An 18550-nucleotide genomic window follows, 5' to 3' on the forward strand; every position below is an offset into this window, starting at 1 on the left:
ATTCGGTAATGGGCTTACACTCAGATAAATTAAAATAGCTTCCTTGAACATATAAGAAATCACTAGCTGAGCCATATGAAAGACCAATTACAAGATTTACTTAACAAGTGCATTCAGGAGTTAATTTCTAAGGGCACTCTTAATGAGATGCCCTCAAAAATCAGAATCGATCATACGAAGGATAATAGCCATGGTGATTATGCTACCAATATAGCCTTAATGCTCTCTAAACAGGCAAAAATGAGCCCTGTCGAATTAGCAAAAATTATTATTGATCAATTCGAACAAAAAAGCTTTATTCAGAAAATTGAAATTGCAGGCCCAGGCTTTATTAATTTTTTCATGTCGCAGGAAACAAGCTCGTCAATTGTAAATGAGATTATTGACCAAGCTGCTTTATATGGCAGCTCAGAAATTGGTCATGGAAAAAAAGTACTCTTGGAATATGTATCTGCTAACCCTACTGGGCCACTCCATGTGGGTCATGGGAGGGGAGCTGCGTATGGTGCAACTGTGTCAAACTTGTTAAGAAATGCTGGGTTCCTCGTTGACAATGAGTACTATGTGAATGACGCTGGTAGGCAGATGGATATTTTAACAGTCAGTATTTATTTGCGCTATTTAACTATTTGTGGAGAAAGTTTGAGGTTCCCCGACAATGGTTATCAAGGCCAGTATATTCATGATATTGCTCAAGTAATTTATGAGGCTAGTGGACAAGAATTCCATCTAAAGTCAGATTTGGTTTTTGAAAATGTATCTAAAGATGGCTCTGAAGGGGGTGATAAGGAGATACATATCGATCAGTTAATTGAGAGGGCTAAGTCTGTATTGGGAGATCGCTTTAAGGCGGTTTTTAAGGCTGGAATTGAAAGTATTTTGGGTGGGATAAAAAATGATTTAGCTGAATTTGGAGTAATTTTTGAAAAATGGTTTTCAGAACAGTCATTGATCGATAGCGGTCTTTCAGAAGCCTGTATTTCAAAGCTAAAGGACAGCAAGAACTTGTACGAGAAAGATGGAGCATTATGGTTTAAGACAACAAACTATGGCGATGAAAAAGATCGTGTCGTCGTTCGTGATAATGGAAACCATACATATTTTGCATCTGATATTGCCTATCACCTTGAAAAACTGGAGAGGGGTTATGACAAAATTATTAATGTCTGGGGTGCAGATCATCACGGATATATCCCAAGAGTTAAAGCTTCAATTGAGGCGTTAGGCCACGACCCAAATAAGCTTGAGATTTTGTTAGTCCAGTTTGCAAATCTTTATCGCGGTGGGAGTAAGGTTCAAATGTCTACGCGAAGTGGCTCTTTTGTTACACTTGAAGATCTTAGAGCAGAAGTAGGAAATGATGCTGCGCGTTTTTTTTATATCCTTAGAAAATCAGAGCAACATATGGACTTTGATTTAGATTTGGCAAAATCTAAAACTAATGAAAATCCTGTTTACTATATTCAATATGCCCATGCTCGAATTTGTTCGGTTTTTAGGCAGGCAGATGAAAAAGAGATAGAGCTGGATGTTAGCCAGACAAATTTAGCACTACTTACTGAAGAGATTGAAAAGGATCTCTTAAGAGAGCTGAGTCGATTTAAGAGTGTTTTGGAATCATCAGCGATTCAATATGAGCCTCATCAGTTAGCTTATTACCTCAGAGATCTCTCTAATCATTTTCATAGTTACTATAATGCCTGCAAGTTTATCGTTGATGATAAAAATCTAACGCAAGCGAGATTGGCACTGATCAGTGCTACACAGCAAATACTCAAAAATGGACTTTCAATTCTAGGAGTAGGCGCTCCAGAGTCAATGTGAATGATCAAAAACAAAGGGATGACGCATTAAATGTACGCGACTCCTTCATCGTTCAAGCCCCTGCAGGCTCTGGAAAAACCGAACTTATCTCACAAAGATACTTGAAATTACTCGGCTCTGCCGATGAGCCAGAAAATATATTAGTAATGACTTTCACGAATAGAGCAGTAGATGAGCTCAAGCATCGAGTCATAAGTTCATTAAATCAAGCTAAAGAAAAACCTCCTATTGAGAAATTTAAAAGAAAAACTTTTGATCTCGCTACTAAGGCTTTAAACCAATCTCACAAGAGGGGGTGGGACCTTGTCAATCACCCTTCTCGGCTAAAAATAATTACTATCGACTCATTGTCTAATCTAATAGTTTCTAGATTCCCCTCTCTTGAGCAATTGATTCCGCCAAGAACTATGGTTGACTCTTTTGAGTACGACATAATTTATCGTCAGGCCGCAGAAGAGACACTATTGCTTATAGAGGATGATGAGTATCAAAAAATTATTTCATCAGTCTTGCTTTATCTTGACAATGATGTAGAAAGGTTCTATCGACTTGTAGAGCAAATGCTTAAAAAAAGAGAGCAGTGGCTTCCAAAAATATATGCCAAAGGCGCTTTAGATATTAGTCATATCGAAGATTTTTCTGGTGAATTGATTACTGATCACCTCAAATCACTCAGAACGCAAGCACAAAAAATACTTAGTCCTAATTTTTTTTCTCTTCTTAGAGAGAATGCAAGAGAAGATGTATCGAGTATTACCCATCTTCCTGGTGTAGAACCCAGTGATTTGAAGGATTGGAAAATTATTTCTGAACTCTTAATAACTAAAAGTAATAGTAACTGGAGAAAGAGAGTCGATGTGAAAATGGGCTTTCCTCCCGAACTCAAGGAAGAGAAAAACATGTTTAAAGAAATCCTTGAGGGACTAGATGGAAAAATAGATTTCAAAGAACTGCTTATCAATTTAGATTTTTTGCCAAGTAGCAAGCTTCCAGAATCCCTTAAAAAATCTATTTCAGACATAGTTCAAGTTTTGAAGCTTAGTGTTGCAAAACTAAGCATAATTTTTGATCAAGAAAAACTACAAGATTTTTCTGAGGTCAATATTAAGGCAATAAATGCTTTAGATAGTCGAGATGAGATAAGTGACATTGCCTTACTGTTGGATTACCAAATCAAGCATGTTCTGGTTGATGAATTTCAAGATACTTCATACTCACAATTCAACTTGATAGAGAGGCTGATCAGTGGATGGCAGCAAGATGATGGAAAAACGTTATTTCTTGTTGGTGACCCAATGCAGTCAATCTACAAATTTAGAGAATCACAGGTTGGAATCTTTCTCAATGTTGCTCAAAATGGAATTGGTAGTCTAAAGGTTAAACCTCTAAAACTAAAGGCAAACTTTAGATCTAATCAAAGTATTGTTGAGACGAATAATGAAATTTTCTCTAGAATTTTTCCTCAGAAAGATGACTTAGTTAAAGGTGCAATTCAATATACTAGTTCATTTTCATTTTCTAAAACTGAACAAAACAAAGCAGTCTCATTCTATCCTCTAGGGCCTAATAGTGACCTTGAGGAGGCTGAACAAATATATAAAATTGTTGATCAATCTCTCTCAGAAGACTCTAATAGAGAGATAGCTATTCTTGTTAGGTCAAGATCTCACCTTACAGAGATCTCTTCAGTTCTGAAAAATAATAATATTCATTTTGAGTCTTTGAAAACTGAATCCTTAAGATCTAAGCTATTCACCAGAGATTTATTGAGTTTATCAAGATCAATTCTCAGCTTGGGTGACAAGCTCGCTTGGCTGTCTATACTTAGATCGCCATGGTGCGGTTTGAATCTAAGTGATTTATTAATTTTAAGCCAGAATAATGATCAAACTATTTTTGCTCAGCTAATGGATTTAGATTCAAAAGAGGGAATGAGTTCTGATGGACTTATGAGATGTAAACACATTTATTTTGCAACAAGAGACGCTATTTTTGCTGAAGGTAGGTTTTCTTTCGTTGAGCGCTTCTCTTTTGTATTGGGCCAGCTGTTCAATGATGATGAACTGACAAGCATCGAGAGAACAATTAAGTCACAGTTTCTTGAAGTGTTGAATTATTGTGAAATCAATGAAAACCTCAATGCTCATGCGATTGAGTCTATGCTCCAAGAGCTCTATGCGCCCTCTAAAGTCTCAAATGTCAAACTGATGACTGTTCATCAGTCGAAGGGCCTTGAGTTTGACACAGTTATTATTCCAGGAATTGGCAAAAAAGGAAGGAGCGATAATCTTCCTCTCATGCAAATTCAAGAATTCCAAAATAACAAGGTTCTAATGTCGCCTATCAAGCCTTCCCACGAAAATAGTGAGAATGAAACATACCTTTATTTACAATATTTGCAAAAGCAGCAATCACATTTTGAGTTGATGAGGCTTCTGTATGTGGCTATGAGTCGAGCTAAAAATAGGGTTCACTTATTTGGTAGCGTATCAAAAAATGGAAAGGCAGTAAATGGATCGTTTTTGTCTCTATTGGACAAATACTTTGAGATTGATTTAGATTTTGATATAGAGCAGAGTGGCACAAGCCAAACAGAGATCCGCGCACCAAAACTTCAAAGGTTAAAAAATCTTGACTCTTTATCAAATAAAAGAATTAGTAAAACTGAGGAGAGAACAAATCATCCAAAAACTTTTGATTTAATTTATCAAGGATCAATAGGCACAATCGTTCATTTTTATTTGGAACATGGGGACTTCAATCCTTCTCAATTGTCAGTTGAAACAAGGTTAAGAGAAATGGGGATTCCGTCAAAATTATTGAGTGCATTCTCAAATTCAATTTCAGAGATACTCTCAAAAACAAAGCATGATGAGCATTTCGAATGGCTATTTAAATATAGAGAATCAACAGAAGTCGAGTCAGAATATAGAAATGCAAGCCAATCAGTTGTTATTGATCGATTATTTATTGATGATGGAACTTTATGGATTATCGATTTCAAAACTGCTTCACTAAATAAGGGCGAGACTTTGGTTGAATTTATTGAGCGACAAAAACACTCACACCAATCTCAGATGAAAAAATACCTAGAGGTTTTAAATGATTTCTTTGATATGCCCATTAAAACAGCGATTTATTGTCCTGCAGAAAGTCAACTCATATTGCTCTAATGAGTAGTTAAGGAAAATAACTGGACAAAGCATCAAATTCCTCCTATGATGGCAGCCAATTCTGTAAACATTTTATCTCTATGTCGAAGCAAAAAAACAATGTTGGCTGGACTGACTATACTCAGAAGTATGGTGGTCGAAAAATAAAAACTATTAACCCTGATGTTCAAAGCGGCTCTTCTGTTTTGTTTGAAAACTTTGAGGATATGCAATTAGCTCTAGAGGGCAACTATCCTGGAGTAGATTATGGGACTCATGGTCTATCAACACAGAAAGCCTTTGAAGAGGCTATTTGTAGATTGGAAAATGGCCATAGAGCATATGCATTTCCCTCAGGAATTAATGCAATAACAAGTACTCTTATGGCATTTACTCAGAGTGGTGATGAGGTATTGCTTTGTGATAATGCTTATGGCCCTACTAAAAGATTTTGTCACAAAATTCTTGCTAAATATAATGTTAAGACTACTCATATTGAGTCAAATATCGGTGAAGAGATAAGTGTTTACTTTAATAACAAAACTAAACTTATTTTTCTTGAGTCACCTGGCTCTAATACATTTGAGATTCAGGATATACCGGCAATTGTTAAGGCTGCTAAAAAAGCAGGAATAATGATTATCATTGATAGTACTTGGGCGACACCTTTGTACCTAAAGTCTCTAGACCTTGGGGCAGATGTCGCTATTCAATCGGTAACAAAGTACATCTGCGGGCATTCAGATGTTTTGATGGGATGTGCTACGGTTAATGAAAAATATGCTGATGAATTTGCAAACTATTTCGAAACTGTTGAAAACTACACCAACCCTCAGGATTGCTATTCGGCATTAAGAGGATTAAGATCGCTCAAAGTCCGATTACAGGAACATGAGAGATCGGCATTTGAGGTTGCGCATTGGCTTGAAAAACAGGATGTTGTGGATTGTGTGATACATCCTGGACTTGAGTCGCATCCTCAACACTCCTTATGGAAGAGAGATTTTTTAGGAGCATCTGGCTTGTTCTCATTTACGTTCAAAAAGTCATATTCAGCTGATCAAATTGCCAAATTTGTTAACTCCCTTGAGATGTTTGGGCTCGCGTTTAGTTGGGGCGGTTATAAAAGTCTTTTGACTGCAAGGCCATACAAGCGTGATGGTCAATGGCTTTATAATGGTAAGCACGTAATCCGCTTAAGCATAGGGCTTGAGGAAACAAAAGATTTAATCGAAGATTTAGAGCAAGCCTTTAAAAACCTTTAGTTATTTCTGGGCTAGTTCCCTTTTATCGTTTACAACAGTAATGCGCTGCATATGCCTAAACTCGGGTAAATAGTCACATACAGCATAGTGCTGAGTAATCCGATTATCCCAAATGGCAACTGAGTTATTCTCCCAATGAAATCGCACCTGAAATTCAGGTTTGTTCATGTGTTGATACAAGAACTGTAATACATGATCGCTTGGACCCTGGTTTTCATTCACAATGTTTCGTGTAAATGATTGATTGACATTAATATATTTGAGGCCCGATACTGGATGAGTTTCTATCACCTTATGGACCGCTGAACCAACCTCTTTAAGGGCATCGTTCACAGATGCAACACCCCCTTCTCTAAGGTAGTCGTTTCTAAATGTTCCCATATCATGTATAGCCTCAAGATTTTCTAGGTATTGCTTCCAGCCTTCAGGCAATTGATTATAGGCAGCACTCATGCTTGCCCAAAGAGTGTCCCCTCCAAATTTAGGAACCTCAACTCCATGAAGGATGCTTGCAAAAGGGGGATTAGATTTAAATGTTAGGTCTTTGTGCCAGTCTGCCGTGTCAGGTTTATTGTTGGCATCATTTCTGAGCAGAACAATGCTTTGGTATCCCTCAACATGAGGGTAGACTGGGTGTCCAGGATCAATTTCTCCCAAGCCTTCAGCCAGACGCATGTGAGATTCAGGCGAAAGCTCTTGATCTCGAAAAAAAATCACCTGATGCTTGATCAGTGAATCATAGATTTGATCCAGACTTTCAGAATCTAAATGATTCAGTGATACTCCCGAAATTACTGCGCCAATCGAGGGTGTTAATGGCTCTGCTTTAAGCATCTATAGCTCCGTTTTTTTTTGAATTTTATACCAAAAAAACTGACTAGTTAGTTTTTTTAAAAAACCACCATAGTAACACACTGAACTGTATTAACAGTAATGGCAGAACTGATAGTAGAACAACCTCCCAACTAAAATTGAATACAAACCATCCTGCAGAGAGAGCTGCCAGAGCCTGAAAACCAAACACTAAGAAGTCATTAATGGATTGAACTTTGAATTTTTCATTTTCACTGTATGCCTGAGGAAGAAGGTTAGTGCCTCCAATAAAAAGAAAGTTCCAGCCTAGCCCAAGAAGAACGAGGGACCACCAATAATGTGTCAGAGCATGACTCATAAAGGCAATGAATACAGAGATGAAAAGAATCAAAATACCTAGAAGCATCATTTTAGTGAGACCAATATATTTGACTATGTAGGCCGTAAAAAGTGAGGGTAGAAACATTGCTATAACATGACTTTGAAGAACAAGTTTAGTGTGATGAAGAGAATGTCCATCCATAACATGCATACTTACAGGAGTAGCAGTCATAATGAAACTCATGACAACATATCCCGTTGTTGCAGCAGAGACAGCAACAACAAATGAGCCCTGCTGAATGATGCTTAATAAGGGCCGCTTTGATTTTTCTATTTGCTCCTTAAATTTTACAGCTGGCTCAAAAAAGAACATCAAAACAAACGCAATGATGAAAAGAAGTGCTAATAATAAAAATGAGCCCACAAATTCAGTATCCAGGATGCTTTTTCCAATAGTTGCAATTTCAGTACCAAGGAATGCAGAAATTAAGCCGCCGAGAAGAACCACCGCAGTTGCTGAGGCTCTTTGGTCTTGATTCACACTCTCTATTGCTGCAAAGCGAAACTGCATCATTGTTGCTACTGTCGCTCCAAGACAAAAACTTGCAAAACTAAACAGAAAGAATATTTCTTCAGAAATAGAAAAAATGCACAGGCCAATGAGCAGGATTGAATAAATGCATGCACTTAAAAAAACTTTTTTCCGACCAAAGATTGACATTAGTCGAATCACAGGAATCACGCTTAGAGCAGTTCCAACAACGATAGTTGCAACAGGCAGCGTTGATAAACTTTTAGTAGGCGCGAGTTCACTCCCAATAATGCCTGCAACAAAAACCATAAAAACACTCAGTGACATAAATAGGGATTGACACGCAGTCAGAATCCATACATTTTTAGGAAGATTAAGCATTATTGGTTAGATTGTTATTTCTTCTTAGGTCGCTTCCACTTGTCTATGGTCGACTGCTTATTTCTACTCAGAGTGAGTTTATTATCTGGTGCATTTTGAGTGATGGTCGACCCTGCCCCGATGGTTGCATTTTTTCCTATAGAGACTGGGGCAACTAGTTGACTATTAGATCCAATAAATGCTCCATCTTTAATCTCGGTTTGATGTTTATTGGCGCCATCATAATTGCAAGTAATCACACCTGCCCCAATATTTACATCATCTCCAATTTTGCTATCACCAACATAGCTCAAATGTGATACCTTAGAATTGCTCTTAATGGTAGATTTTTTAATTTCAACGAAGTTACCAACTTTAGAGTGATCTCCAATGTTTGTATCAGGTCGAATCCTAGCAAAGGGACCGATAGTTGTGCTCGAGCCAATAATCGAATTTTCAATAATCGAATTCGGAAAGATAGAGGTATTATCTCCGATTTTCGAGTCTTTTATAATGCAGTTAGGCGAAATTAAAACATTATTACCTAAAACATTATCTCCCTCAAAAACAACATTAACATCTATAGTGCAGTCATTTCCAAAGGTCAAACCACCTCGACAATCAAAACGACTAGGATCCATAATAGTCAGTCCTGACGACATAAAATCTTCAGCCTGTCTGACTTGATAGAATCGTTCAGCTCGAGATAGTTGTTTTTTGTCATTTATACCCATGACCTCTGACGCGTTTTCACATAGAAATGAGGCAATATTAACATTATCTTTGACAGCACTTTCAACAATATCGGTTAGATAGAGCTCCCCTTGGACATTATTGGGCTTTAATTCATTCAAATACTTCTTCAATAGAGAGCACTTAATCGCCATGATCCCAGTATTGATTTCTTTAACATTTTGCTGCCTTTCGCTAGCATCTTTTTGTTCTACAATAGATTGAATCAATCCATTTGTATCTCTGATTATTCTCCCGTATCCAGAAGGATCATCTAGCACAACACTTAAAAGTGAAAATCCTGATGTACGAGCTTTAATGAGTAATTTTTCTATTGTAACGCTTTGAATAAGGGGGACATCTCCATAGAGTATTAAGCAGGTTGAGTCATCATTTAGTAATGGTACAGCTTGCTGAACAGCATGCCCAGTCCCCAGTTGTTGTTCTTGGAGGACCCAGTTAATTTTACTTTCCTTGATTGCGGCTTTGACAGATTGAGAATTGTGCCCAACAATTACATTTATTGTTTCAACGTAATCTCTTGTGGCATCTACAACATGTTGAAGCAGACATTTGCTGCCAACCTTGTGAAGCACCTTGGCAGTTTGGGACTTCATTCTTGTGCCTTGACCAGCGGCTAATATAATGGCAGTGTTCATCTTAATATTTGGCTGTACTTTTTATAAAACGGAATAATAATTGGGGTTAATTTATTAATTTTTGTATAATGTTACCCTTTGTACCTTTTAATGGCCAAATTAAAAAAGATTTTGTAATACAACTGTCATATTTCAATTTTATGATACTTGGCTAACTCTATCAAATGACCCAATATTTCAATGTATAAGAAACTAACTGCTGAGCTACTCGGTACTTTCATACTGGTGTTTGCAGGCACCGGAGCAATTATGATTAATGACATCGCCCAAGCAATCGGACATGTAGGTATAGCACTAACTTTTGGGTTTGTGATTGTAGCTCTGATTTATAGTTTTGCGCATGTTTCTGGTGCCCACTTCAACCCTGCAGTGACCCTAGCATTCTGGTCCATGGGCGAGTTTAATAAGAGAAATGTTATCCCCTATATTGCCGCACAAGTTACTGGCGCAGTGTTGGCTAGTTTGTGCCTTCTTTTTCTCTTATCAGAAAATTTTTCTAACGTATCTGAGGTGAGCTATTTAGGCGCAACTATTCCCAGTGGCTCTGTTTCACAATCTTTTGGTTTTGAACTTATTTTGACCTTTATATTAATGATTGTGATTTGTTCATCTGCTGTTCATGGCAAAGCTACAAAAGATTTTGCCGGTTTAGCAATTGGACTTACTGTTGGACTTGAGTCAATGTTTGCTGGCCCAATTACTGGCGCTAGTATGAATCCAGCAAGAAGCATAGGACCCGCTATTGTTAGTGGAAACCTTGAACATCTATGGGTATATATTGTGGCAACTTGTCTAGGCGCTATGCTGGCATCGATGGTTTTTTTAAGGGTCTTTAAATCAGACAATTAGGTAGGTCAGATGAGTAAAAAAGTTTTGGTTTTGTGCACAGGAAATAGCTGTCGAAGCATTATTGCTGAGGCGCTCATCAATCATTCATTCAATGGTCAAATTGAAGCTCATTCCAGCGGTGTTTCATCAAGTGGTAGAGTAAACCCTAAGGCCAAAAAAATATTAGTAGAAAATGAAATGTGGAAGAGTAGCTATCATTCTAAAGGTATAGATTCCATTATTCATATTCCTTTTGACTTAGTCATAACTGTTTGTGAGAATGCAAGCCAAACGTGTCCGATTTTTCCTGGAAATATACCTATCAAACATATTGGATTTGATGATCCTGATGGTCAAGGATATGAATCTTTTAAGCTTTGTTTTGATAGAATTAAAGAAAATTTATTGCCATTTGTTCAAACTTATCTTCTTAGCAATTCAGCATCAAGTTAAGTACTCAAAAATATTCAACCCTATTCAAATTAAGTGTATTAGTTTAAGCCTGTGGCTTAAGTTTTTTTTTGTCAGTTATAATCATTGAATTGAATTTAATTAAATTGAGTTAGTCAATGAGACAATAAACCATAAAAGAACAAAGATTATTATTTATAATGCGCATTTTTTGACATTGGTTATCAGAAATTTGTATTGTTACATAGTGTTTTAAGCTTTTAAAAATAAATGGAGTAGATCGCTGCTATGACTGGAAAAGACAATATCACAAGCTTATTTGGTAAATCGCCAATAAGCCCCCTACAGAAACATATGAAACAAGTGCACTCATGCCTTAAAGAGTTTGGTGCATTTGCTAAGGCTGCTGAGGCTGAAGATTGGGAAAAAGCTCAATTGAGTCATACTTCAATTGGGAAAAAAGAACAAAAAGCGGATGTGCTTAAGAAGAAATTAAGAATGAATCTTCCGAGCACATTTATGATGCCTTTTTCAAGAAGGGATTTATTGGATGTATTATTGATTCAGGATTCGATTGCGAATATTACAAAAGACTTGGCGGGATTGATGATGTCAAGAAAAATGGTTTTTCCAAAAGAATTTGCTCAGGATTTTATAGATTTGTCAAAGTTATGCATAAAGACTTCAGCTGCTGCACTGGTTGCAATTAATGAACTAGATGAGCTCCTAGAGACAGCATTTAGCAGTCGAGAGCGAAAAATTGTTGACAAGATGATAAAGAAGGTCAACGAATTAGAGCATGAAACTGATGTTGCCCAAGAGTCAATTAGGAATAAGCTTTATCTACTTGAGGCTTCCCTGCCACCTATTGATGTGATGTTTTACTATCGGGCCATTGAGTGGCTCGGTGAAACCGCAGACGCTGCCCAAAAGGTTGGGTCACGATTCGAAGTTATGTTGACAAAATAGGAGTTCGTTGTGGAAATCATCATTCAAAATAGTGAAATTCTAATCATGTTAGCCATTGGCTTTGGTCTATTTATGGCTTGGGGTATTGGTGCCAATGATGTTGCTAATGCTATGGGAACTTCTGTTGGCTCAGGCGCAATAACATTTAAGCAGGCAGTCATTATTGCTGTTATTTTTGAATTTGCTGGCGCAGTGTTGGCTGGTGGAGAGGTCACTGCAACCGTTCGGAAGGGCATCCTTGATGCTGGGGCATTTACATCTAATCCAGAGTTGTTGGTCTACGGAATGCTCGCCTCACTTTTGGCAGCTGCCACATGGCTTCTAATTGCATCATCACTGGGTTGGCCCGTCTCAACTACGCACTCTATTGTTGGAGCAATCGTTGGTTTTGGAGCGGTAGGTGTTGGAGTAGAGGCGGTGTCATGGGGCAAGGTCTATGCCATTATTGCCAGCTGGGTAGTTTCACCCGTTATTGCAGGCACTATGGCAATTATTATTTTTAAAAGCCTTCAGCGCCTGGTCATTGATACTGACAAACCTTTGGAGAACGCAAAAAAATACCTACCGTTTTATGTCTTCTTTGTTGGATTCGTTCTCTCTTTGGTAACCCTTTTAAAGGGCCTTAAACACGTTGACTCATTAAAACACTTGGGTAAAGATTTGCCAACCAGCATGATGATTGCAACAATAGTTGGAATATTAGCAGCCATTCTTGCTGCAATTATTCTCAGACGCATCAAAACAAATCCTGAGGATGATAGCGATTTCTCTTATGCCAACATGGAGAAATTATTTGGTGGACTCATGGTGATTACGGCCTGTTCAATGGCTTTTGCTCATGGATCAAATGACGTTGCGAATGCTATTGGGCCTTTGGCTGCTGTCTATAGTATCGTAGAATCAGGAGGTCAAATTGTCTCTAAAAGTGCTTTGCCATCATGGATACTTCTCATTGGAGGTGGCGGTATTGTTTTTGGTCTTGCAACTTTTGGCTTTAGAGTGATGAGAACTATAGGTAAAAATATTACTGAGCTCACTCCAAGTCGCGGGTTTTCAGCTGAACTGGCTGCTGCAACGACTGTTGTTTTTGCTTCTTATACTGGGCTACCTGTATCAACGACACAGGTTCTCGTTGGTGCAGTTCTAGGCGTTGGAATAGCGAGAGGTCTTGCATCACTTAATCTAAGAGTGATTAATAAAATCTTTCTATCTTGGATTATTACTTTGCCAGCAGGGGCGGTCATGTCGATTTTATTTTTCTTTGCCCTAAAAGGAATATTTAGCGCATAGAGCGTATAATATGTTGGCAAATTGATTAGGGTAATATTATGACACTGGAAGAGGTACAAGCTAAGCTAGAGCAGGGCATTGAAGGCTCAGAAGTTATTATGGAAGGTGACGGCTGTAACTGCTCAGCAGTTATTGTCTCTTCAGCGTTTGATGGCCTTTCTTTGCTTCAACGACAAAGATTAGTTTTGGGTCTTGTAAAGGAAGAAATAAAGAGCGGAGAGCTTCACGCTTTAAGTGTTAAAACATTTACCCCAGAAGAGAGATAGTATATAATTCACTCCTTTTTAGAAACTTGAAGATATAAAGTTATGCAAACAGATATTCATCCTTCATACGAAACTATTAAAGTTGTGTGCAGTTGCGGTAATTCATTTGAGACTCGCTCGACTTCAAGTAAAGACGAAATTCATCTTGACGTTTGTTCAAGTTGCCATCCTTTCTACACTGGAAAGCAAAAAATTATGGATACTGCGGGACGTGTTGAAAAGTTCAAGTCACGTTACGGCGCTTTCAAACGTTAATTTCAAATTAAGACACAGTGAAAGCCACAAATGTGGCTTTTTTTGTGTCAGAAGGAAACTAAAGAAAAGCCTTAAAATTGATATAATCAAATATTTTTGAGACAACAAAATGGCATTCGACTACATTAATGCACTACTAAAAAAAGAAGTAACCCGAACGCCTATTTGGGTCATGAGGCAGGCAGGAAGATATTTGCCAGAATATAGAGCTACTCGAAAAAAAGCTGGAGATTTTTTGACGCTTTGCAAGTCAAGTGACTTGGCTTGTGAAGTAACACTTCAGCCCCTTGATCGGTTTGATTTGGATGCTGCTATTCTTTTTTCAGATATCCTAACTATTCCAGATGCAATGGGTCTTGGACTTCATTTTGTTGAGAGCGAGGGTCCAAAGTTCACTCATCCACTGAACACCCTTAAAGACATTGAGCAATTACAAAAGCCGGATGTTTCTGAGGAGCTATCTTATGTAAGTAACGCTGTCTCTGTTATTAAAAAAAACCTAAAGGGCAGAGTTCCGTTGATTGGTTTTACTGGAAGTCCATGGACACTCGCAACCTATATGGTTGAGGGTGGTTCCAGCAAAACTTTTTCAAAAGTAAAAGCGCTGATGTATGAGAATCCGAAGCATATGCATCAGCTGCTTGATGTCCTTGCTGATACCGTTATAGATTATCTCAATTCTCAAATTGAGGCTGGGGCTGACTCAGTTATGATTTTTGATACTTGGGGTGGTCTTTTGAATAAGGAGAGCTATGAAGGCTTTTCATTAAGGTATATGTCAAAAATTGTTGATGGAATTAAGCGAGAATACGAAGGCAAGACAATTCCAGTGACCCTTTTTACAAAAGGAGGGTCAGCATGGCTAGAGCAAATCGCAGCGACTGGTTGTGACGCAGTTGGAATTGATTGGACGGTTGAGATAGGAGAGGCAGAGAGACGAGTTGGAAATCAAGTAGCGTTGCAGGGTAATCTTGACCCATCGGTGCTCTATGCATCGCCAGAGGTTATAAAAGCTGAGGCGCATAAAATTCTAGATCAGTTTAAGGGCTCAACTGGACATGTATTTAATTTAGGTCATGGAATTACGCCAGAGGTTGATCCAGAGAGCATGAAGGTCTTGGTCGATGCTGTGCATTCATATTCAAAATAAAAAATCAGTGAATAGAGATCTACTTTCACTATGTTAAAATTAATTTAATTAAGAAGAAAAAATAACATGTCACGAATCTTTAATATTTTTAAAAAACTTAATGAAGCTGACCAAACTGCTTTCATTCCTTTCATCACTGCTGGAGATGGCGGACTAGATAATTGTGAGGCGCTTGTTTTTACTCTTGCAGATTGTGGTGCAGATATTATTGAATTAGGCATGCCATTTTCTGACCCTATGGCTGATGGGCCTGTCATCGCTAAATCTCATGAGAGGGCAGTAGCTGATGGTATAGACCTCAATGATGTTTTTGCAATTGTTGAGAGGTTTAGGGAGCATAACCAGAGCACGGGTATTGTTTTAATGGGTTATACGAATCCAATTGAAGTTTACGGATTTAAAGATTTTGCAGCTAGGGCTGATGAAGCTGGTGTGGATGGAATTCTGGTCGTTGATATGCCCCCTGAAGAGGCCGCAGACCTTAAAAAAGAACTCGATAAATATAAGATTGACTTAATCTTCTTGGTTGCACCAACAACAACAGATGAGCGTCTTGAGCATATTTCAAAGATAGCGAGTGGATACATATATTATGTTTCTTTGAAAGGGGTTACGGGCGCGGGTAATTTAGATGTTGATTCTGTTAACTTCCACTTAAAGCGAATGAGAAACTATATCCAACTCCCTGTTGGTGTTGGTTTTGGAATTAAAGACGCTGAAACAGCAAAGCAGGTTGGTGAAAATGCAGACGCTGTGATTGTTGGTAGTGCTCTGGTTTCAATTGTAGAAGAGCTATCTTCTGACAAAGATAAAATGGTCACTAAGGTTGGGAATCTGGCAAAAGAGATCTCTAGCGCAATTACTTAATTAAGGCAAAGTATGAGTTGGTTAGAAAAAATAATGCCATCGATTGGCAAGAATGCTAAAAAAAATATTCCCGAGGGTCTTTGGAGTAAATGCCCCGAGTGCAATCGAGTCCTTTATCAGGAGGAGTTAGAGCGACTGCTCTATGTTTGCCCGAAGTGCAATCACCATCTAAGGATTTCAGCTAGAAAAAGACTCGAGAGCTTTCTTGATATGGAAAATCAGGTTGAAATAGCATCAAATGTTCAATCGGCAGACCCCTTAAAGTTTAAAGATCAAAAAAAATACAAGGATCGTTATCAGGATGCACAAAAATTTACCAAAGAAAAAGACGCCTTAATTGTTAAAAGTGGTTTTTTGAAGGGTATGCCAGTTGTCACAGCGGCCTTTGATTTTAGTTTTATGGGCGGCTCAATGGGCTCAGTTGTTGGTGAGAAATTTGTGAGGGCAGCTAATTCTGCTATTAAAAATAATCAGCCTTTTGTATGTTTTTCTGCCAGTGGCGGCGCACGTATGCAGGAAGGATTATTTTCTTTGATGCAGATGTCTAAAACATCGCTTGCTGTGAAACTGTTGGCAGACAAAAAAATTCCATTTATTTCAGTTTTAACTGATCCTACAATGGGCGGAGTCTCGGCAAGTCTTGCAATGCTTGGTGATATTCAAATCGCTGAGCCGAACGCAAGGATTGGTTTTGCTGGAGCAAGGGTGGTTGAGCAAACAGTTCGAGAGGAGCTCCCGGAAGGTTTTCAGAGGAGTGAATTTTTGCTCGAAAAAGGTGCTATAGATATGATTGTCCATCGTGCAGAATTGAGAAACAAAATTTTTCAATTGCTCTCAGCCCTGCACTCCTCAGCGTAAGTTTTTTTAATATTAACTGATAAATTTTGAAAATATATTTGGCTAATCCTAGGGGTTTTTGTGCTGGAGTTGACAGAGCCATAGAGATAGTGGAACGAGCCATTGAAAAGCATGGTCCTCCCATTTATGTAAGACATGAGGTTGTTCATAATAAGTATGTTGTCAATAATCTAAAGAACAAAGGTGCTGTCTTTGTCGATGAAATTTCTGAGGTTCCAGAAGGTTGTGTAGTAATCTATAGTGCTCATGGCGTATCTCAAGCAGTTCGAAAAGAAGCCAACGATATCTCAGCTATTATTTATGATGCAACTTGTCCGCTTGTGACTAAGGTGCATAAAGAGGTAATTCGTCGCCAAAAAAACAATCATCAGGTGATACTTATCGGCCATGCCGGCCATCCAGAAGTTGAGGGAACTCTGGGCCAGTCTGATGACTCTAACAGCATCACTTTAGTTGAATCAGTTGGTGATATTGATGGATTAAATTTTAACCAAGAAAGAGATATTTCTTTCACCACCCAAACAACATTATCTGTTGATGACACATCAGAAGTTATTGAGGCATTGCAAGAGAAATTTCCCAATATACAATCTCCAAAGAAGAGTGATATTTGCTATGCAACGCAAAACCGCCAGGATTCAGTAAAAGAGGTTATAAAACACTCAGAAATTCTCTTAGTCATTGGCTCAAAAAACTCTTCAAACTCGAATCGCCTCAAAGAGATTGCTGATATTCAAGGCAAGCCAGCTTATTTAATAGATAGCTCTGATGACATTGATGAGCAGTGGCTAGATAATATTAATTCGGTAGGCATAACTGCAGGTGCTTCGGCTCCAGAGATTTTGGTTCAGGAGGTCGTTAGTTTCTTGATGTCACAGGGTGGCCATGAGATTATTGAGGTAGAGGGGGCAAGAGAAGATGTTAATTTTCCTGTGCCTGCATCATTAAAAAATTAATAAATACAGAATATAAATAATGAAAAAATACAACATTTATGGAATGGGCGCTGCAATTGTAGATACAGAGGTTGTGGTAAGTGATTCATTTATTAAAGATAATGACATTGGTAAAGGTTTGATGACTTTAGTTGATACAGAGAGACAAAAATATCTTATAGACTCTCTTACGACTCAGCGTGTACCTGTAAAGATGAGTTGTGGTGGTTCGGCTTGTAACTCTGTTGTTGCAGCAAGCATGTTCGGTTCAAGCGCCTTCTTCTCTGGCAAGGTGGCTAATGATGAGGTAGGTGACTTTTTTGTAAAAGATCTAAAAAAATCGGGAGTTGATTTTCATCAAGTAGATCCGTCAAGTGGAGTTACTGGAAAGTGCCTAGTCATGGTTACGCCAGATGCAGAAAGAACGATGAATACTAATCTGGGCGCGAGCCTCGAGCTAACATATCGTGAAGTTGATGAAGAAGCGCTAGCCAATTCAGAGTGGTTATATATTGAAGGATATGTTGTGACAGATGATCAAAGAACAGCAGTTGCTCGAGATGCAATGAAGTTCGCAAAAGACAATGGTGTTAAGACCTCTCTAAGCCTTTCTGACCCTTTTGTTGTTGAGGTATTCTCAGATAACATAAAAACTATTATCGGAGATGATGGTCTTGATTTGATTTTTTGTAATGGGGATGAAGCAAGAAGCTTTACAGATACTCATACTATTGAGGCAGCTGCAGAAGGCTTAAAAAAATATGCAAAGACTTTTGTTATTACTAGGGGTCCTGGAGGATCATTAGTATTTGATGGTGTTAATCTAATTCATACTGAAGGGGTTTTAGCAAGCGCAGTAGATACAAATGGCGCAGGAGATATGTTTGCAGGTGCATTTTTACATGCTATTACTCAGGGAAAGGGCTTTTCTTGGGCTGCTGGCTTTGCTAACGCGGCATCCTCCCGAGTTGTAAGTCAGTTCGGACCTAGAATTAAGTCCATTGAATATATCAGCCTTAAACAACAATTTAAACTCAGTTAGATATCTTATGGATTAAATTTA

Annotated in this window: 17 protein-coding genes; 14 read left to right on the forward strand and 3 right to left on the reverse strand. The window is 38.2% G+C overall.

What is annotated here, in order from left to right; genetic code table 11:
* The first annotated feature begins 75 nt into the window (after positions 1 to 75).
* The 3 genes from argS (at position 76) to metC (ending at position 6241) form a co-directional block, all read left to right on the forward strand.
* Positions 76 to 1824, forward strand: coding sequence for an arginine--tRNA ligase (gene argS, locus ACMAZA_RS00910; protein ID WP_435189215.1), 1749 nt, complete (start codon positions 76 to 78; stop codon positions 1822 to 1824).
* Positions 1821 to 4997: a UvrD-helicase domain-containing protein gene (locus tag ACMAZA_RS00915; RefSeq protein ID WP_435189217.1), complete on the forward strand. Its 3177-nt coding sequence runs from the start codon at positions 1821 to 1823 to the stop codon at positions 4995 to 4997. Before argS ends, ACMAZA_RS00915 begins: the two co-directional genes overlap by 4 nt.
* 80 nt (positions 4998 to 5077) lie before the next feature.
* Positions 5078 to 6241: a cystathionine beta-lyase gene (metC, locus tag ACMAZA_RS00920; protein ID WP_435189219.1), complete on the forward strand. Its 1164-nt coding sequence runs from the start codon at positions 5078 to 5080 to the stop codon at positions 6239 to 6241.
* On the opposite strand, the gene ACMAZA_RS00925 is transcribed toward metC, so the two are convergent.
* From ACMAZA_RS00925 to glmU, 3 genes are read right to left on the reverse strand one after another with little or no spacing between them, the layout of a single operon-like run.
* Entirely contained in the window at positions 6242 to 7075 is an 834-nt protein-coding gene (locus tag ACMAZA_RS00925; RefSeq protein ID WP_435189220.1) for a TauD/TfdA dioxygenase family protein, read from the reverse strand.
* 43 nt (positions 7076 to 7118) lie between these two features.
* Positions 7119 to 8288: an MFS transporter gene (locus ACMAZA_RS00930; RefSeq protein WP_435189222.1), complete on the reverse strand. Its 1170-nt coding sequence runs from the start codon at positions 8286 to 8288 to the stop codon at positions 7119 to 7121.
* 14 nt (positions 8289 to 8302) lie between these two features.
* The gene (gene glmU, locus ACMAZA_RS00935) at positions 8303 to 9658 is read right to left on the reverse strand and encodes a bifunctional UDP-N-acetylglucosamine diphosphorylase/glucosamine-1-phosphate N-acetyltransferase GlmU (protein ID WP_435189223.1); all 1356 of its coding nucleotides are present in this window, start codon (positions 9656 to 9658) and stop codon (positions 8303 to 8305) included.
* A gap of 180 nt (positions 9659 to 9838) precedes the next feature.
* Here glmU and ACMAZA_RS00940 point away from each other — a divergent pair, with 180 nt between their 5' ends.
* From ACMAZA_RS00940 to ACMAZA_RS00990, 11 genes are all read left to right on the forward strand, one after another.
* Complete coding sequence (locus ACMAZA_RS00940; protein WP_435189225.1) at positions 9839 to 10507, forward strand: MIP/aquaporin family protein; 669 nt, start codon at positions 9839 to 9841, stop codon at positions 10505 to 10507.
* 9 nt (positions 10508 to 10516) lie between these two features.
* On the forward strand, positions 10517 to 10939 hold the full coding sequence (locus ACMAZA_RS00945; protein WP_435189227.1) for an arsenate reductase ArsC: 423 nt from the start codon (positions 10517 to 10519) through the stop codon (positions 10937 to 10939).
* Between the two features lie 246 nt (positions 10940 to 11185).
* Entirely contained in the window at positions 11186 to 11866 is a 681-nt protein-coding gene (locus tag ACMAZA_RS00950; protein ID WP_435189228.1) for a TIGR00153 family protein, read from the forward strand.
* Between the two features lie 9 nt (positions 11867 to 11875).
* The gene (locus ACMAZA_RS00955; RefSeq protein WP_435189230.1) at positions 11876 to 13156 is read left to right on the forward strand and encodes an inorganic phosphate transporter; all 1281 of its coding nucleotides are present in this window, start codon (positions 11876 to 11878) and stop codon (positions 13154 to 13156) included.
* Positions 13157 to 13194: 38 nt separating this feature from the next.
* Entirely contained in the window at positions 13195 to 13422 is a 228-nt protein-coding gene (locus ACMAZA_RS00960; RefSeq protein WP_435189231.1) for a BolA family protein, read from the forward strand.
* Between the two features lie 42 nt (positions 13423 to 13464).
* On the forward strand, positions 13465 to 13677 hold the full coding sequence (gene rpmE, locus ACMAZA_RS00965; RefSeq protein ID WP_435189233.1) for a 50S ribosomal protein L31: 213 nt from the start codon (positions 13465 to 13467) through the stop codon (positions 13675 to 13677).
* 109 nt (positions 13678 to 13786) lie between these two features.
* A complete protein-coding gene (gene hemE / locus ACMAZA_RS00970; RefSeq protein ID WP_435189235.1) occupies positions 13787 to 14827 on the forward strand; it encodes a uroporphyrinogen decarboxylase in 1041 nt (346 codons plus the stop codon).
* Between the two features lie 66 nt (positions 14828 to 14893).
* Positions 14894 to 15694 (forward strand): tryptophan synthase subunit alpha, encoded by an 801-nt coding sequence (trpA, locus tag ACMAZA_RS00975; protein WP_435189237.1) that lies wholly within the window; start codon positions 14894 to 14896, stop codon positions 15692 to 15694.
* Positions 15695 to 15706: 12 nt separating this feature from the next.
* Entirely contained in the window at positions 15707 to 16552 is an 846-nt protein-coding gene (gene accD / locus ACMAZA_RS00980) for an acetyl-CoA carboxylase, carboxyltransferase subunit beta (protein ID WP_435189239.1), read from the forward strand.
* 26 nt (positions 16553 to 16578) lie between these two features.
* A complete protein-coding gene (gene ispH, locus ACMAZA_RS00985) occupies positions 16579 to 17508 on the forward strand; it encodes a 4-hydroxy-3-methylbut-2-enyl diphosphate reductase (RefSeq protein ID WP_435189240.1) in 930 nt (309 codons plus the stop codon).
* Between the two features lie 19 nt (positions 17509 to 17527).
* Positions 17528 to 18529: an adenosine kinase gene (locus ACMAZA_RS00990; protein ID WP_435189242.1), complete on the forward strand. Its 1002-nt coding sequence runs from the start codon at positions 17528 to 17530 to the stop codon at positions 18527 to 18529.
* Positions 18530 to 18550 lie beyond the last annotated feature (21 nt).

It is taken from the genome of Pseudothioglobus sp. nBUS_23, assembly GCF_051201565.1.
GTDB lineage: Bacteria > Pseudomonadota > Gammaproteobacteria > PS1 > Pseudothioglobaceae > Pseudothioglobus.

Excerpts from the sequence above, each read along its gene's own strand:
- argS (WP_435189215.1), top strand. The coding sequence starts at position 76 with ATGAAAGACCAATTACAAGATTTACTTAACAAGTGCATTCAGGAGTTA.
- metC (WP_435189219.1), top strand. The coding sequence starts at position 5,078 with ATGTCGAAGCAAAAAAACAATGTTGGCTGGACTGACTATACTCAGAAG.
- ACMAZA_RS00925 (WP_435189220.1), bottom strand. The coding sequence starts at position 7,075 with ATGCTTAAAGCAGAGCCATTAACACCCTCGATTGGCGCAGTAATTTCG.
- ACMAZA_RS00930 (WP_435189222.1), bottom strand. The coding sequence starts at position 8,288 with ATGCTTAATCTTCCTAAAAATGTATGGATTCTGACTGCGTGTCAATCC.
- glmU (WP_435189223.1), bottom strand. The coding sequence starts at position 9,658 with ATGAACACTGCCATTATATTAGCCGCTGGTCAAGGCACAAGAATGAAG.
- ACMAZA_RS00940 (WP_435189225.1), top strand. The coding sequence starts at position 9,839 with ATGTATAAGAAACTAACTGCTGAGCTACTCGGTACTTTCATACTGGTG.
- ACMAZA_RS00945 (WP_435189227.1), top strand. The coding sequence starts at position 10,517 with ATGAGTAAAAAAGTTTTGGTTTTGTGCACAGGAAATAGCTGTCGAAGC.
- ACMAZA_RS00950 (WP_435189228.1), top strand. The coding sequence starts at position 11,186 with ATGACTGGAAAAGACAATATCACAAGCTTATTTGGTAAATCGCCAATA.
- ACMAZA_RS00960 (WP_435189231.1), top strand. The coding sequence starts at position 13,195 with ATGACACTGGAAGAGGTACAAGCTAAGCTAGAGCAGGGCATTGAAGGC.
- rpmE (WP_435189233.1), top strand. The coding sequence starts at position 13,465 with ATGCAAACAGATATTCATCCTTCATACGAAACTATTAAAGTTGTGTGC.
- hemE (WP_435189235.1), top strand. The coding sequence starts at position 13,787 with ATGGCATTCGACTACATTAATGCACTACTAAAAAAAGAAGTAACCCGA.
- trpA (WP_435189237.1), top strand. The coding sequence starts at position 14,894 with ATGTCACGAATCTTTAATATTTTTAAAAAACTTAATGAAGCTGACCAA.
- accD (WP_435189239.1), top strand. The coding sequence starts at position 15,707 with ATGAGTTGGTTAGAAAAAATAATGCCATCGATTGGCAAGAATGCTAAA.
- ACMAZA_RS00990 (WP_435189242.1), top strand. The coding sequence starts at position 17,528 with ATGAAAAAATACAACATTTATGGAATGGGCGCTGCAATTGTAGATACA.